The sequence below is a fragment of the Roseburia hominis A2-183 genome (assembly GCF_000225345.1).
In the GTDB taxonomy this organism is placed as follows: Bacteria; Bacillota; Clostridia; order Lachnospirales; family Lachnospiraceae; genus Roseburia; species Roseburia hominis.
Genome location: NC_015977.1, coordinates 2,396,554 through 2,410,917, shown reverse-complemented (window position 1 = coordinate 2,410,917; position 14,364 = coordinate 2,396,554). Strand labels below are relative to the sequence as shown.

The following is a 14,364-nucleotide window of genomic DNA, read 5'->3' as shown; positions in this document are numbered from 1 at the left end:
GATCATATGAGTACAGAATCAAAGAAAGTGTGGGTCGTGGGGCATAAGAATCCGGATACGGATTCGATATGCGCCGCGATTTCTTATGCATATCTGAAAAACCAGAGCGGGGACAAGAAGACTTATGTGGCAAAGCGTGCGGGCGCGGTGAATGAGGAGACCCGCTACGTGTTAGAGCGCTTTGGCGTGGAGGAACCGCCGCTTGTGACCTATGCCGGTGCACAGATCAAGGATATCAATATCCGCAAGACGGCCGGTGTCAGCAATCAGATTTCGCTGAAACGGGCATGGGAGCTGATGAAAAAGCTGGAGGTTGTAACGCTTCCGGTCACCAATCAGTTCGGCAAGCTGGAAGGTGTGATCGTCACCAAGGATATTGCGACGTCCTACATGGACGTGCTGGACAACTGCGTGCTCTCAAAAGCGCGCACACAGTACAAGACGATTGCGGAGACGATCGACGGTGAGGTCTACGCCGGGAATGAGCATGCACATTTTGTGCGCGGAAAAGTTGTGATTGCAACCTCCAACCCGGAATACATGGCGGATTATATCGAGGATGACGATCTGGTGATCCTAGGCGACCGCGAGGAGGCGCAGATGCAGGCGATCCGGTCGAACGCGAGCTGCATCATCATCGGCGGAGGTCTCGAGGTGGCGGAAGAAGTCAAAAAGCTTGCGGAGAAGCGGGACTGCGTGATTATCACAACGCCGTTCGACACATTTTCCGTGGCGCGTCTGATCAATCAGAGTATGCCGATCAAGCAGTACATGACCAGACGGGAGCTCGTCACGTTTGACATTGACGATTATGTGGACGACGTCAAGGATGTCATGTCGCGGGTGCGCCACAGAGATTTCCCGGTGCTCGGCTCAAACGGCAACTACGTCGGAATGATTTCCAGACGTAACCTCATGAATATGCAGAAAAAACAGATCATTCTTGTCGACCACAACGAGAAGTCACAGGCGGTGGACGGAATCGGAGAGGCGGAGATCTTAGAGATCATCGACCATCACAGACTGGGAAGCTTAGAGACCGTATCGCCGGTTTATTTCCGGAATCAGCCGCTCGGCTGTACCTCGACAATTATCTATCAGATGTATCAGGAACAGAGGGTGGAGATTCCGAAAGAGATCGCGGGACTTTTGCTCTCGGCGATCATTTCCGACACGCTGATGTTTCGCTCACCGACCTGCACGCCGCTTGACAAGAGCGTTGCAAAGCGGCTCGCAGAGATTGCGGATGTGGATATTGAGGATCATGCGAAGAAAATGTTCCGCGCCGGAAGTGATTTCAAGAACAAGACGACCGAAGAGATTTTCTATCAGGATTTTAAGATTTTCCACACGGAAGACTGTGATTTCGGTGTTGCCCAGATCAGCGCCATGAGCGGAGAGGAATTAGAACAGATCGGAGAACAGCTCCGCCCGTTCCTGCCGCAGGTGCTCGGCGAGAAGCGTTTAAATATGGTATATGTCATGCTGACGGATATTTTGGAGGAATCTTCCAAGATTATATTTGCGGGGGAGGATGCCGGAAAAATTCTGGCGCATGCGTTCAAGAAGCAGGAGGATGCGGATGGCATCCTGTTGGACGGCATTATCTCACGTAAGAAACAGATGATACCTACACTCATGAATGAGATGTCAGAGCGAGTATAGCCCGCTCTGTGAGCATAGCCCGCTCTGTGAACATAGCCCGCTCTGCGGGCATGGCTTAAAGGCTTTGGCGGTAATCCCTCGGGGATTCCCCAAAGCTTTTTTTGTATGCTCTCGAGAAGGTCGAGTAATTCTGAAAGCCGCAGGAATAGCATACTTCCGTGATCGGCGTGCCGGCGGCGATCAGCTCTTTGGCGAGAAACAGCCGCTTGGTGAGCAGATAGCCGCCGATGGTGTAGCCGGTCTGCGCCTTGAACGTGTGCATCAGGTAGGAGCGGCTTAAGTAAAAGCGGGAGGCCAGGTCATCGATCGAGAGATCCTCGGTCAGATGAGCGTTTAGATAGGTGAGAATCGAGAGAATCTTCTCGTTGGAAGCGGAGTCTCCCACGAATTCAATGTGGTGGTGCAGGGCGGCGCGGTTGAGCTGAATCATAAATTCCAGGAATAAAAGCCGGTGGTGCAGCGCCGCCGCATAGTCGTCGTCGTTTAAGGAGGCGTCCAGCGCGCGGATGGAGGCGCCGAGCCTGCCGCCCTTGGAATCCTGCAGACGGAGGATGTGTGCCTGCTCGCGGTACGCCTGCTTAAAGCAGAAGGAGAGATCGCAGTCTTCCCCGGCGTACTCCGTAAGAAAATCCGGGGAGACATATAAAATGATGCGCTCGTAGGGAAGATCCGAGTGGATCTCGGGTTTGTGCACTTCCCCGGCATTGACCAGGACAATATCGCCCGGGGCAAGCTGGTAGGTGCGCCCCTCAATACAGTAGGTCACGTCACCGCCGAGAAGAATCAGGATCTTGTGAAAATCGTGATAGTGGTAGTGAAACTCCCGGCGGGAAGTATCTTTTAAATGAAACATCTTAAAGCTGGTGGTTAAGTATCCGACCTTTTTGTATTCCGGCATCGCGTGCGTCCTCCTTTTTCTATTACTGTATTATAAAAAAGCACTTTTTGCAATATAAAAAGCACTTTGAGACTATATATTATAAAAAGTGTTTTGTATAATAGTTGTATATGAAGAAACGCATGTCCAAACAGATGGAGGAAAATAATATGAAAAATTTCAGTAATTATACCGATTTTGATACAAAGGAAAATCTGCACTTTGAGTCCAAGGCCGTGCACGGCGCGCTGGGAACGGAACCGCTCACCGGAGCAGTCAGCATGCCGATCTTCCAGGCAGCGACATTCCGCCATCCGGAGCTTGGCGAGTCGACCGGCTTTGCATATAGCCGTCTCGAGAATCCGACCAGACAGGAATTAGAGCGCACGATGGCAATTCTTGAGGGCGGAATCAAGGGATTCGCATTTTCCAGCGGACAGGCGGCAAACATGGCTGTCTTTTCCCTGTTGAATCCGGGCGAGCACGTCATTTTATCGGATGATATTTATGGCGGAACCTTCCGCATTATTGGGGACGTTTTTGGAAAATACGGTATTGAGCATACCTATGTAGACATGTCGGATCTGGATGAGGTGAAGGCGGCGATCCGGCCGAATACGAAGATGTTTTTCATTGAGACACCGACGAACCCGATGATGAAGGTGGCGGACATCCACGCAGTCTCTGAGATCGCAAAGAGCGTGAATGCACTCACGGTGGTGGATAACACGTTTCTGACTCCGTATTTCCAGAAGCCGCTCACGCTTGGCGCGGATATTGTCACACACAGCTCCACAAAATATCTGGGAGGACACAACGACACCATCTCTGGCATTGTGGTAATAAAAGACAACGAGGAGATCGCCGATCAGATCCATATTCATATGAAGTCCCACGGAAGTCAGCTCGCGCCGCTGGACAGCTGGCTGGTGCTGCGCGGAATCAAGACGCTGGCAGTCCGCATGGATCGTCACAATGAAAATGCGATGAAGGTTGCCGAGTGGCTCCGCACACAGCCGAAGGTGAAAAAAGTCTACTATGTCGGCTTTGCGGATCACAAGGATTATGAGGTGACGAGAAAGCAGACCACGGGATTCGGCGGTATGATTTCCTTCACCGTGGATAGTTTTGAGACAGTGAAGAAGATCTTAAAGGGCGTAGACATGATTATGTTCGCGGAGAGTCTCGGCGGAACGGAGACTCTCATCACATATCCGACGACACAGACACATGAGGACACGCCGGCAGACATCAAGGAGAAGCTCGGTATCACCGACTGCTTCCTTCGCATGTCAGTGGGAATTGAGAACGTAGAGGATATCATTGCCGATCTGGATCGCGCAATGAACGGCTGATAAAGGAGATTGGTGAGAAGATGCGATTTACAAAGATGCAGGCATTTGGCAATGACTATGTGTATATTGATGCGATTCATCAGGAATTAAAGAATCTGCCGGAGTTGGCGCGGTTTGTCAGTGACCGTCATTTTGCAATCGGTTCGGACGGAATGGTACTGATCTGTCCGTCCGAGAAAGGGGACTTCCGTATGCGGATGTTCAACCCGGATGGCACGGAGGGGGAAATGTGCGGCAACGCTCTGCGCAGCGTCGGAAAATATGTATACGATCACAGGTTGACGGACAAGACAGATCTTGTGATCGAGACACTTGGCGGAATGCAGCATCTGACCCTCACCGTGACCGACGGGCTGGTATCGAATATCCGCGCGGACATCGGTGAGCCGAGACTGGTCACTGCAGTGATTCCGGTAGTCACGGAGCTGCCCGAGTTCGTGGAGCAGCCGGTGCAGGTGCTTGACCGGACATTCCATATCACGGCGGTATCCTGGGGAAATCCGCACTGTGCTATGTATGTGGATTCTGTGGCAGATCTGGATGTGGAAGGCTATGGAAAGACGATTGAACATATGACATCCATTTTTCCGAATAAGACGAACGTGACGTTCGTGGAATTTGTGCGGAAGGATTATATTAAGATCCGCGAGTGGGAGAGAGGAACCGGCGAGACGATCGGATGCGGGACAGGCTGTGCGACGGCGGTTGTGGCAGGCGTCCTCACCGGACGGACAGACCGGAAAGTGACGGTCGAGCAGATCGGCGGACCGCTTTTCATCGAGTGGGATGAGAAGACGAATCATCTGTTCATGACGGGACCTTCCCACACGGTATTCGAGTCGGAAATCGACGCGTCACACATCATCGGATAAGAGGCGCAGATAAGCAGCAGTGCATAAGATGCGCGATTGTGGCGCAGGAATGGAGATAAAATGAAGTTAAGTGAACTTTGCAGTGAATTCAAATACGAGTGTCTCTCGGGAAGCATGGATGTCGATGTGCGGGATGTCATCTATGATTCCCGGAAGATTACAGAGGGAACGGTGTTTGTCTGCATGGTGGGAGCTGTGACGGACGGACATAAATACATCCCGGATGCGGTGAAAAAGGGTGCGTCGGCGATCGTTGTCGAGCGTGCCGATGAGGCGCAGCAGATTCCGGATCAAATCACGGTCATTCAAGTGGAATCAGCCAGACGTGCGCTTGCCTACATGTCGGCGGCGTTGTTCGGACATCCGGACCGTAAGCTGGTCACGATCGGCATTACAGGTACAAAAGGAAAGACGACGACGACTTACATGATCAAGAGCGTGCTTGAGATGGCGGGGAAGAAGGTCGGACTGATCGGAACGATCGGCGCGATGATCGGTGATGAGCACATCCCATCGAAAAATACGACGCCGGAGTCCTATGAACTTCACCGGATGTTTGCGGCTATGGTGGAAGCCGGATGCGAGTATGTGGTTATGGAGGTGTCCTCGCAGGGATTGAAACTGGACCGCACGGCGGGCATCTTGTTTGATTACGGCGTATTTACCAACCTTTCCCCGGATCACATCGGACCGGCGGAGCATGAGTCGTTCGAGGAGTATCTGTACTGCAAGAGTCTTCTGTTCCGGCAGTGCCGTGTCGGCATCGTCAATGCGGATGATCCTCACTGGGAGGAGATTTTAAAGGGACACACCTGTCAGGTGCGCACATTTTCCGCAGAGGGAAATGATGTGAAAGACCAGGTGGTGGATCTGTTTGCGTCGGACATCGGTTATATCAACGAGGGCGGCAGACTCGGCATGCATTTTACCGTGAGCGGCTGCATGGACTGCAAGGTAAAAGTGCATATTCCGGGCAGGTTTTCTGTGTACAATGCGATGGTGACGATGCTGGTGTGCAACCTTGTCGGTATTCCGGACCGGGCAGTGCTCGACGGACTTGAGAAGGTTCAGGTCAAAGGGCGTGTGGAGATCCTTCCGGTTTCGAAGGATTATTCGATGATTATCGATTATGCGCACAATGAGGTGAGCACGAGAAGCGTTTTGACGACACTCTTAGAGTACCATCCGAAGCGCCTGATCTGTGTCTATGGAGGCGGTGGCAACCGCTCCAAGTTAAGACGCTACGATATGGGCGAGGTGACCGGAGAACTTGCAGATCTGTGCGTTCTGACCTGCGATAATCCGCGCGATGAGGAAATCCGCGACATCAATGCCGACATCAAGGTCGGTCTGGCAAAAAGCAACGGAAAATACATCGAGATTGACGACCGCAAGGAGGCGATCGCCTACTGCATGACGCATGCAAAGCCGGGGGATATGATCGTGCTGCTCGGCAAGGGGCATGAGGATTATCAGGAGATCAAGGGTGTAAAATATCATTTTGACGAGCGCGAAGCCGTAGCGGAAATCCTGGACGAGATCAAGTCGGGAGAGCGCACGGTCGAAGCGTAGAATAACATATAAGTATCGGACCTTTTGCAATAAGTAATATGATAGGAAGCATTACATGCAGATTTCTGGTGGAATGCCTATGAAACATTCTGTTCAAAAAATGCGGCATTTCTAACCAGCCGGTGACTGCATCTGTGATGATCCGTGTCTTTCCAAGTTTGGAGCACTCCACGGAGGGTGTCCGCAAGCCGCAGACAATTTTAGGACTTTTGTGCGTGTCCCTTATTGGCACCACTGAACAAAACATAACCGCGCGAAGCCGATGTCTGAATTGGCATCTGCCATGTTTTCAATAGCAGATGCCAACGAGTTTCGGTTCGCGCGGTTTTATATTGTCTGTGAAGTGGTGCCATTAGGGACACCAGGAAGTCCGCTCATTGTCTGTGGCTTGCCGGACACCCTCCGGGATTGTTCAAACGTGGAAGAGACACGGAATCAGATGCAGCCCATCCGGCTGGAAGAAATACACACATTTTTTTCAACGAATGTTCCACATGCAGTTCCACCCGAAATCGCAGGACATACTTCCTATAATATTACTTAGCGCGTATTCTTTTCATAAAGCGGTTGACTTCCGAGAAGACAGATGATAATATAGTATTCATATAAGATTACTATGAAAAAAGATCTGGAGATAGGGTATAAAGGGAGGAACTGATATGAAGATTTCCACGAAAGGACGCTATGGGATCCGTGCGCTGATTGATCTGGCGGTGAATTCCACCAATGGTCATGTGTCGCTGGTAAATATTGCAAACAGGAATCAGATTTCTGTGCACTATCTGGAGCATGTGTTTTCCAGCTTAAAGCGCGGTGGTATTGTTAAGAGCGTCAAAGGCGCGCAGGGCGGCTACGTCCTTGCGGATAAGCCGGAAAATATTACGGTTGCACAGATGATCCTCGCGCTGGAGGGCAGCTACAGTATCGAGCCGGAATCGGTGAACGAGGATGCACTCTGCGAGACGGTGTCAAAGGTGATGGACACGCTGTTGTGGGATCGCGTGAACGAGGAGACGAAGCGGATCTTAGAGAGCATTACGCTGGCGGATCTGGTGAATGAATTTGTGCGTGAGTACGAGACCGAGCAGAATATGTATTATATCTAATCGGAAGGAAAGTACACATTTCTTTTATAAGTGATAAAGTACAGTTTACAAGGGACTACACAGGGTAGGTATCTGACGGGAGGGGTGCCGCCAGTCAGATTTTCCATGTGATGTTCAAGCTGTCGCTTGTGGCGGCTATGGTGGTGATCATCAAATCCACCACACGCCGCTTGTCATCAAAAGATACATTCTCCCAGGTATCGAGGTAGCCGGAAATCTGGCTGACCTGTTCCGGGCTGATGGCCTCCACAGTCAACTCCGCTATCCTTGCCAGAAGTTCCTGCTTGCGCCCGTCCAGTTCCGCTATCTTCACATTCACATAGGAGAACAGGACATTGTTTGCCCCCGTCAGACTGTCCACCAGCTTTTCAATCTCGCTGTCTACATGGGCAAGTTCCACTTGCAGGGCGGTGATTTTCGGGTTTGCCTTTGCCGCTTTCTTTTTTCCTGTCAGCGTCTTGTAGCTTGCCAGCTTCTTTACCATCTGCTGATAAACAACCGCTTCCAGTTCCGAAGTGATGATTTTCCCACAGCCAGGACAGCTTTTATTGTCCAGCCGTTTCGTGCAGCGGAGATACTGTTTGCCGGAGGGATTGTAGATACTCATAAGAGCATACCCGCAATTCCCGCACTTGATTTTTCCTGCCAGCCATGTGTGGGTGGCTTTCCGGGCAGACTGGATTTTCATGTTGTTCATCAGCTTCTTGCGGCAGGTCAGCCAGGTGTCGGAGGGGACGATACCCTCATGGGGAGCCAGTACCAGCATTTGGTCTTTTAAGTCGTTTTTCTTGCTGGCCTTTACATCTCGCCCTTGATACAGATAGCAGCCGTTCATGCCCGTAAAATCGGCAACGTCATTGACAATGACTGTACCTTGACTTTTGAAAAATTCGTACACATCAAGGTCTGCCTGCACATAGACAGGATTGCGTAACATCTGCGCCAGCGTGGGGCGTATCAGCTCTTTGCCATGGAACAAAATCCCCTGTTCGGCAAAGTACCGGGTAATGTCCCCGTAGGAAGTTGTGGGCTGGGCGTACATCTCAAACATCAGCCGGATATTGGCCGCTTCCTCCGGGTTTACCACCAGCTTCTTTGTGTTGATACCGTCCATCTTGATAGGCTCCGTATGGAAGCCGTAAGGGGCTTTCCCGCCCATCTTAAAGCCCCGCTGACTGCGGGAGTAGTAAGCGTCCGTTACCCGCTTCTGTATCGTTTCCCGTTCAAGCTGGGCGAACACGATACAGATATTCAGCATGGCCCGTCCCATCGGCGTGGAGGTATCAAACTTTTCCGTAGAGGACACAAACTCCACATTGTACTGCTGGAACAGCTCCATCATGTTGGCAAAGTCCAGAATGGAACGGCTGATACGGTCGAGCTTGTAAACCACGACCTTTGCAATCAAGCCCCGCTTGATGTCCCGCACCAGTTCTTGAAACTTCGGACGGTCTGTGTTCTTGCCGCTGTACCCTTTGTCTGTGTATTCCTTGCAGTTACCGCCTTTCAACTCGTATTTGCAAAATTCAATCTGGCTTTCAATGGAAATGCTGTCCTTTTTGTCTACCGATTGTCTTGCATAGATTGCGTCTATCCGATTGTTCATATTGTCGCTCCTTTTCTTAAAAAAGAAACGGAGCTGCTGACAGTTCTATTATACCGCCAGCAGCCCCGCAAATCAATGATGGGTTTGGAAAACCTTATGTCCCGGCTTCCTCACTCTCCCGCTTGTCGGCGTACTTGCGGAACACCTCATAAAGCTGCTGTTCCAGTTCCCGGCGTTTGGCTGCTTCCTGTTCCGGCGTGAACACCGGGGAGAGATTTTCCAGTGTGATTTCCTTTCCCTGAAAAGTCACGATTTCGATTTCCTTTTTGTATCTGATATTACTTATAAGATCACCTTTCCTTTCCATGCTGCCGCTGTTGCCGTTTCAGTTCCGCTAAAATCTCCGGCGGGATACGGTCAACCAGCCGCCGCATATCGTCCAGTTCGCTTTTTAACTTCGCCCGTTCCATCGTGTCATTCATCTTGCCTTTTTCGCTGGCCTTTGCCCTGACTTCCAGCTTTTCATTTTCCGCTAACAAGTCATTGATTGTGACCTTGTATTTTTTCAGTTGCCCGGAGAAGTTCTCCATCTGCGGAAACCACTTTTTCAGCATGGAGAGGGCTTCCTCTTTCTTCTTTCCGGCGTTCAGCGGGGTAATGCCGGAGAGAACCGCTTCAATGGCCCTCGCCTGTTTGGAGAGGTTGACCGCCTGTTTGAACAGCCGGGTGGGGATATGCTTCCGGCCCGTCTTGCTGGCGCTTTCCCCACGCTCCAGGTCGGGGTACTGCTCCACCATACAGGCGTGAAAATCGTCCTGCCACTTCGTCAGATTGGCCCGGTTGCCGATAATTTCTTTGGCGCACAGGCGGTTGTCCTTTGTCAGCGGCACAAAGACCAAGTGCAGATGGGGCGTTTTTTCATCCATGTGTACCATAGCCGAAACGATGTTCTCCCGGCCCACCCGGTCAATGAGGAAGTCCGCCGCCCTCTGGAAGTAGGCCGCTATCTCCTTTGGGGACTTGCCCTTGAAAAACTCCGGGCTGGCGGTAATCAGCGTGTCCACAAACCGAGTGCTGTCCTTGCGGGTGCGGCATCTGGCCTGCTCGATGCGGCTCTGAATGAAATGGTAGTAGCGGCCATCCGGCTTGACGATGTGGAAATTGTACTTGCTCCGGCTGGTGTCAATGTCCGGGTTGCTGGCGTACTGCTCCTTTTTCCGTTCATGGTGGGCTTCCAGCGGCCCCGCCGGGTGGCCCTTGTGCTTCTCAAATCGCAAAATTGCGTGTTGTGCCATTGAACTCCTTTCCCCATTCCATTCCTTTCCGGCGGGTTTTCCCGCCGAAAATATCTCTGATAGGATTGGAATGGAATGAATGTAAATAGATGGTTTTAATCTCTGTATTTCTATATACCGTCAGATTTCCGTACTTCAAGAGGATTGATTTTCGTACTCGCCAAGTACGGTTTTCAGCCCTCCGGCGTACCATAACCGGATTTCTTGAAGTCGGTGTTTGGAACCGCTTCATAGGATTTCGGGTAAATGCGGTTGGGTTTTCCACAGCCCTGTTTCTGGATTTCCACCAGCCCCGCATACTGCAACTCCCGCAGGGTGTTGACCGCTTTCTGCCGCCCGCAGCGGAGCAAAGCGACCACCTCGCAGATGGGGTAGTACAGGTAGACCCGCCCGTACTCGTCCGCCCAGCCGTTCTTCCGGGACAACTCCGCCCGGCGCAGGACAAAGGCATACAGCACCTTCGCTTCGTTGCTCAAGGGCTGGAATGTGGGTGCTTCAAAAAGGAAATTGGGGAGCCGGGTGAAACTGAACGCCTTTTCCGGCTGGTGAATATAAATCGTGTTTGTCATAGCGTGTTTTGTGGACGGTTAGAGGCCCGTTTTCCGGGGCGAATGATAAATGATACCAGCCGCCCCGGTTGAGGGCTTGCGGAGCCTTGCAAATCAAGGCTTTTCCCGCTCTTAACTGTCCACAGCAGACCTCCTTTTCCGTTCACTTTCTGTTTTCTGCCGCCTGTGAACTCTGGCGGCGCAGTCCGGGCAGTATTTGCCCCGGTTGGACTTCGGGACGAACACACCGCCGCACTCCGCACAGCGTTTCAAGTCCCTGTCCCGGTAAATCTCCGCTTCCAGCGTCCTGTCCAGCGGCAAGACCGCCCAGCGGAACCACTTGCAGCAGACGGAGAACGAAATCATCTGCGGACAGGCGCAGGTGTCGCCATCGTCCAGCGCAAGGCAGTTTCCGTCCTCGCAGTTGCAGCACTCCCGGCGTATCAGGCCGCTGGCTCGTCTCTTCTGGGGCGGGGTTATGCGGTAGGGGGAGCCGTCCGGCCTGTGTTCCAGCGGCGGCAGGTGTTGATAGGGTCTTTTGCTCATGCGTCCCTCCGTTTTCTTTGGCGTGTTCTGTTTCCAAGGTGCTTGTCCATCGATGAACTATCCCAAGTCTACACCTTTTTGACCGCCTGTGCCGTATATCCAAGAGGTAGGAAATCAGCCTGAAAAACTCCCTATTTCCACGCTCTCGGATTTGTGATATAATCAAAAAAAGATAAAAGACAAATTCAGGTTTCTGGTCTTCTTGCACAAAATAAAGGAGGAGCTATTATGCAAATTGTTTATATTCCAAGCGAATCAATGTCTGTTCAAGGTAAAAAAGATGAAATCTATAAAAGATATGGGAAAGACTGGAATATTAGAGAACAGGGAGGAGGTAACGGAAATTGGTTGTTGACCAGAAAAAGTGATGTGCTTGTAGATGGAAAAAGTTATCGTACTTTTGTACTTGAACACTACGGTAAATCCAAGCTGACAGCGAAGCTTGTTGATAAATTTCGTGAAGATGTAGCAAATGGTAAAATAAAACTGTAAATGCCTATGCCGTTATGCTATGAGCATAGTACATAGCATAACGGCTTCTCTTTCGTTGAGCTAGCAAGGAGGGTGAATATGTCTTTATCCATACAAGAGCGATTAAAAGACCTACGTGTGGAGCGTGGCTTGACGCTGGGGCAGCTTGCGGAGCAGACCGGGCTTTCCAAGTCTGCGCTGGGCAGTTACGAAACGGAAGACTTCAAGGACATCAGCCACTATGCCCTTATCCGGCTGGCGAAGTTTTACGGTGTGACCGCTGATTATCTGCTGGGGCTGTCTGAAATGAAAAATCACCCAAACGCCGATCTTGCAGACCTGCGTTTGAGTGATGAAATGATTGACCTGCTGAAAAGCGGGAGGATAGACAATACCCTGCTGTGTGAGCTGGCGGCGCACCCGGATTTCCCCCGGCTGATGGCTGACCTTGAAATCTATGTGAACGGAACGGCACTGAAACAGGCGCAGGGTGCAAACGCCATAGTGGACACGATGAGCGCAACTGTTATAAAAAAGCATAATCCTGGCATGAGTGATACGCAGTTAAGACAGCTTATCACCGCCCATATTGATGAGGACGAGTTTTGCCGCTATGTGATACAACGGGACATAAACGGGATTGCCCTTGCTCTGCGGGAAACACACAAGGACGATTTTTTCAGCGTCCCAGAGGATAACCCGCTAAAAGAAATGCTGGAAACTGCTGGTGAAATCGTCAGCCAGGACAGCGACACGGAACAAGCGTACTTGGCGTTTATCTGCAAACGGCTCAAGCTGAATTTTAGGAAGCTGTCAGTAGAAGAACGGAAGTGGCTGAAAAAGATTGCGGAAAAATCCGACTTGCTGAAGAATCCAAAACCGCAGAGAGGACGAAGATAAAAAATGCCTGAACGGCGGTTCTGGTTTTTCAGAACCACCATCCAGGCATTTTGTTTAGTAATAGAAAAAGGTGCAGTTGATTATTGCGTATTGTCAATCTCTCTCAAACCGGGTAGTAAAAATACGGCAAGCGCAACGATGATAATGCCAATTCCGCAAATGACAAACCATTTCTCAACTCCCAGCCGCTCCGCCAGAGGCCCGGAAATGACAAGGCCAAACGGCATGGCGAGGGAAGCGGCGCTTGTCAGTAGAGAAAAAACTCTCCCCAGATATTCTGGTTTGACCGTTTCTTGAAAAATCGCATTTTGCACACCGTAAAATGGAGCGGAAATTCCCATAACAGTACAGCACACAACAAAGACAAGAAATGCGTCTGGCGGCAAAAGCCCGGAGAGCATATTGCTAACGCCCATCAGGAGAACGGAAAGACCGATGGTGTACCGCCGTTTCTTAAAACCGCCCCAAATGCTCAGAATGACTCCGCCAAGCAGCATACCAACCGCAAAAGCAATTTCAGCGGCAGAGGCATGGGCCGGTGTTCCTTTGAAGTATGACATACAGATGAGAGGAAAAAGCGTACTGATTGGCATATAAAAGAACATATAAATTACACCAATCCAGAGCAGAGCAAAGAGGCCCCTGTTTTGCTTTAATACCACATACCCCTCTTTCATATCCTGTAAAAACTGTTGTCTTTTCGTTTCTGGACATAGTTCAGGCGTTGGTATGGACGAAATCGCAACAGTCACACAGGCAAGGATTGCACCCACAATATCTAACAATATAATTGCATTAAGAGGCCAAACAGCATATAAAAACGCTGCGGCAGCTGGACTGATAATCGCACTTACTGCTTGCATGGTCGACGTGTAACCAGCGCATTTTGTAAGTTCCTCTTTTGGCACAATCATAGGTGTTGCTGCGCTGAATGCTGGAGAATGAAAAGCAGTTCCCGCACTTCGGATTAACAGGACAACCATAATAGACCATACGGGCAATTCCATGTAAAACGCCACCAGCGCCAGAATACCGCCAGCGGCGGCAATTATCAAATCCGCACCAATCATTACGCTTTTACGGCTGTGCCGGTCAACAAAAGCACCTGCAAACGGGCCTAAACAGGCTTGCGGCAAAAATCCAATCAGTGTTGCCGCCGTCAATATGATTGCAGAATTAGTTTTCGCAACCAAATAAAAGATAATGGCCATTTGCAAAATACCGCTGCTAATAAAGGATATTGCTTGTCCGGCAAGAAGTGTAAAATAAGTTTTTCTCCATGAATTGTTGTTTTGGGTCATAATGCGAACCTCCTTTTTTATTGCATTGTTCCTTTGTTTCTGCAATAAAAAGCAGGCGTTGTCCCACAGAGAGGGCAGACGCCTGCATAACAACAAAGCACGAAAAAACACCACGATACAGTTCAAAGACTGCTCGTGTCAAACCTACGTGTTCCTTTGCATACGCACGCAAAAAAAGCCCACCATCATGTGGAAAGGTACTTCTACTTTTTATTGCTTATTAGCGTACACAAATTAACACACGTAAGCCTCCTTCCAATCTCAAACTGTCGCACAGTATAACACACATCCGATAGACTTGTCAACCATT

14 protein-coding genes are annotated in these 14,364 nt (G+C 50.5%); 7 read left to right on the top strand and 7 right to left on the bottom strand.

The features are described 5' to 3' along the window. Positions 1–6: 6 nt before the first annotated feature. Positions 7–1,665: a putative manganese-dependent inorganic diphosphatase gene (locus RHOM_RS10810; protein ID WP_014080344.1), complete on the top strand. Its 1,659-nt coding sequence runs from the start codon at positions 7–9 to the stop codon at positions 1,663–1,665. A gap of 55 nt (positions 1,666–1,720) precedes the next feature. Here the strand turns inward: RHOM_RS10810 and RHOM_RS10805 are convergent, their stop codons facing one another. Continuing rightward, complete coding sequence (locus RHOM_RS10805) at positions 1,721–2,563, bottom strand: AraC family transcriptional regulator (protein WP_014080343.1); 843 nt, start codon at positions 2,561–2,563, stop codon at positions 1,721–1,723. A 149-nt stretch (positions 2,564–2,712) separates the two neighbouring features. Between RHOM_RS10805 and RHOM_RS10800 the strand changes: the two genes are divergently transcribed. The 4 genes from RHOM_RS10800 (at position 2,713) to RHOM_RS10785 (ending at position 7,447) form a co-directional block, all read left to right on the top strand. Continuing rightward, positions 2,713–3,897, top strand: a complete 1,185-nt coding sequence (locus RHOM_RS10800; RefSeq protein WP_044024979.1) for a trans-sulfuration enzyme family protein — start codon at positions 2,713–2,715, stop codon at positions 3,895–3,897. 20 nt (positions 3,898–3,917) lie between these two features. Further along, a complete protein-coding gene (dapF, locus tag RHOM_RS10795; protein ID WP_014080341.1) occupies positions 3,918–4,769 on the top strand; it encodes a diaminopimelate epimerase in 852 nt (283 codons plus the stop codon). A 60-nt stretch (positions 4,770–4,829) separates the two neighbouring features. Next, a complete protein-coding gene (locus RHOM_RS10790; RefSeq protein ID WP_014080340.1) occupies positions 4,830–6,341 on the top strand; it encodes a UDP-N-acetylmuramoyl-L-alanyl-D-glutamate--2,6-diaminopimelate ligase in 1,512 nt (503 codons plus the stop codon). A 659-nt stretch (positions 6,342–7,000) separates the two neighbouring features. After that, entirely contained in the window at positions 7,001–7,447 is a 447-nt protein-coding gene (locus RHOM_RS10785) for an RrF2 family transcriptional regulator (protein WP_014080339.1), read from the top strand. Positions 7,448–7,541: 94 nt separating this feature from the next. Here RHOM_RS10785 and RHOM_RS10780 read toward each other — a convergent pair whose 3' ends face one another. The 5 genes from RHOM_RS10780 to RHOM_RS10755 form a co-directional block, all read right to left on the bottom strand. Further along, entirely contained in the window at positions 7,542–9,053 is a 1,512-nt protein-coding gene (locus RHOM_RS10780; protein WP_002575864.1) for a recombinase family protein, read from the bottom strand. Between the two features lie 94 nt (positions 9,054–9,147). Then, on the bottom strand, positions 9,148–9,303 hold the full coding sequence (locus tag RHOM_RS10775; RefSeq protein ID WP_002575863.1) for a hypothetical protein: 156 nt from the start codon (positions 9,301–9,303) through the stop codon (positions 9,148–9,150). A 40-nt stretch (positions 9,304–9,343) separates the two neighbouring features. After that, on the bottom strand, positions 9,344–10,288 hold the full coding sequence (gene mobV, locus RHOM_RS10770; RefSeq protein ID WP_002575862.1) for a MobV family relaxase: 945 nt from the start codon (positions 10,286–10,288) through the stop codon (positions 9,344–9,346). 173 nt (positions 10,289–10,461) lie between these two features. Continuing rightward, entirely contained in the window at positions 10,462–10,857 is a 396-nt protein-coding gene (locus RHOM_RS10760) for a replication initiator protein A (RefSeq protein WP_002575861.1), read from the bottom strand. Between the two features lie 111 nt (positions 10,858–10,968). Further along, positions 10,969–11,382 carry a cysteine-rich VLP domain-containing protein gene (locus RHOM_RS10755; protein ID WP_002575860.1) on the bottom strand — a complete coding sequence of 138 codons (414 nt, stop codon included), beginning with the start codon at positions 11,380–11,382 and terminating at the stop codon, positions 10,969–10,971. A 228-nt stretch (positions 11,383–11,610) separates the two neighbouring features. Here RHOM_RS10755 and RHOM_RS10750 point away from each other — a divergent pair, with 228 nt between their 5' ends. Further along, positions 11,611–11,874 (top strand): hypothetical protein, encoded by a 264-nt coding sequence (locus RHOM_RS10750; RefSeq protein WP_002575859.1) that lies wholly within the window; start codon positions 11,611–11,613, stop codon positions 11,872–11,874. A gap of 78 nt (positions 11,875–11,952) precedes the next feature. Continuing rightward, entirely contained in the window at positions 11,953–12,753 is an 801-nt protein-coding gene (locus RHOM_RS10745; protein ID WP_002575858.1) for a helix-turn-helix domain-containing protein, read from the top strand. A gap of 80 nt (positions 12,754–12,833) precedes the next feature. Here the strand turns inward: RHOM_RS10745 and RHOM_RS10740 are convergent, their stop codons facing one another. After that, a complete protein-coding gene (locus tag RHOM_RS10740) occupies positions 12,834–14,054 on the bottom strand; it encodes an MFS transporter (RefSeq protein WP_014080337.1) in 1,221 nt (406 codons plus the stop codon). Positions 14,055–14,364: the final 310 nt, after the last annotated feature.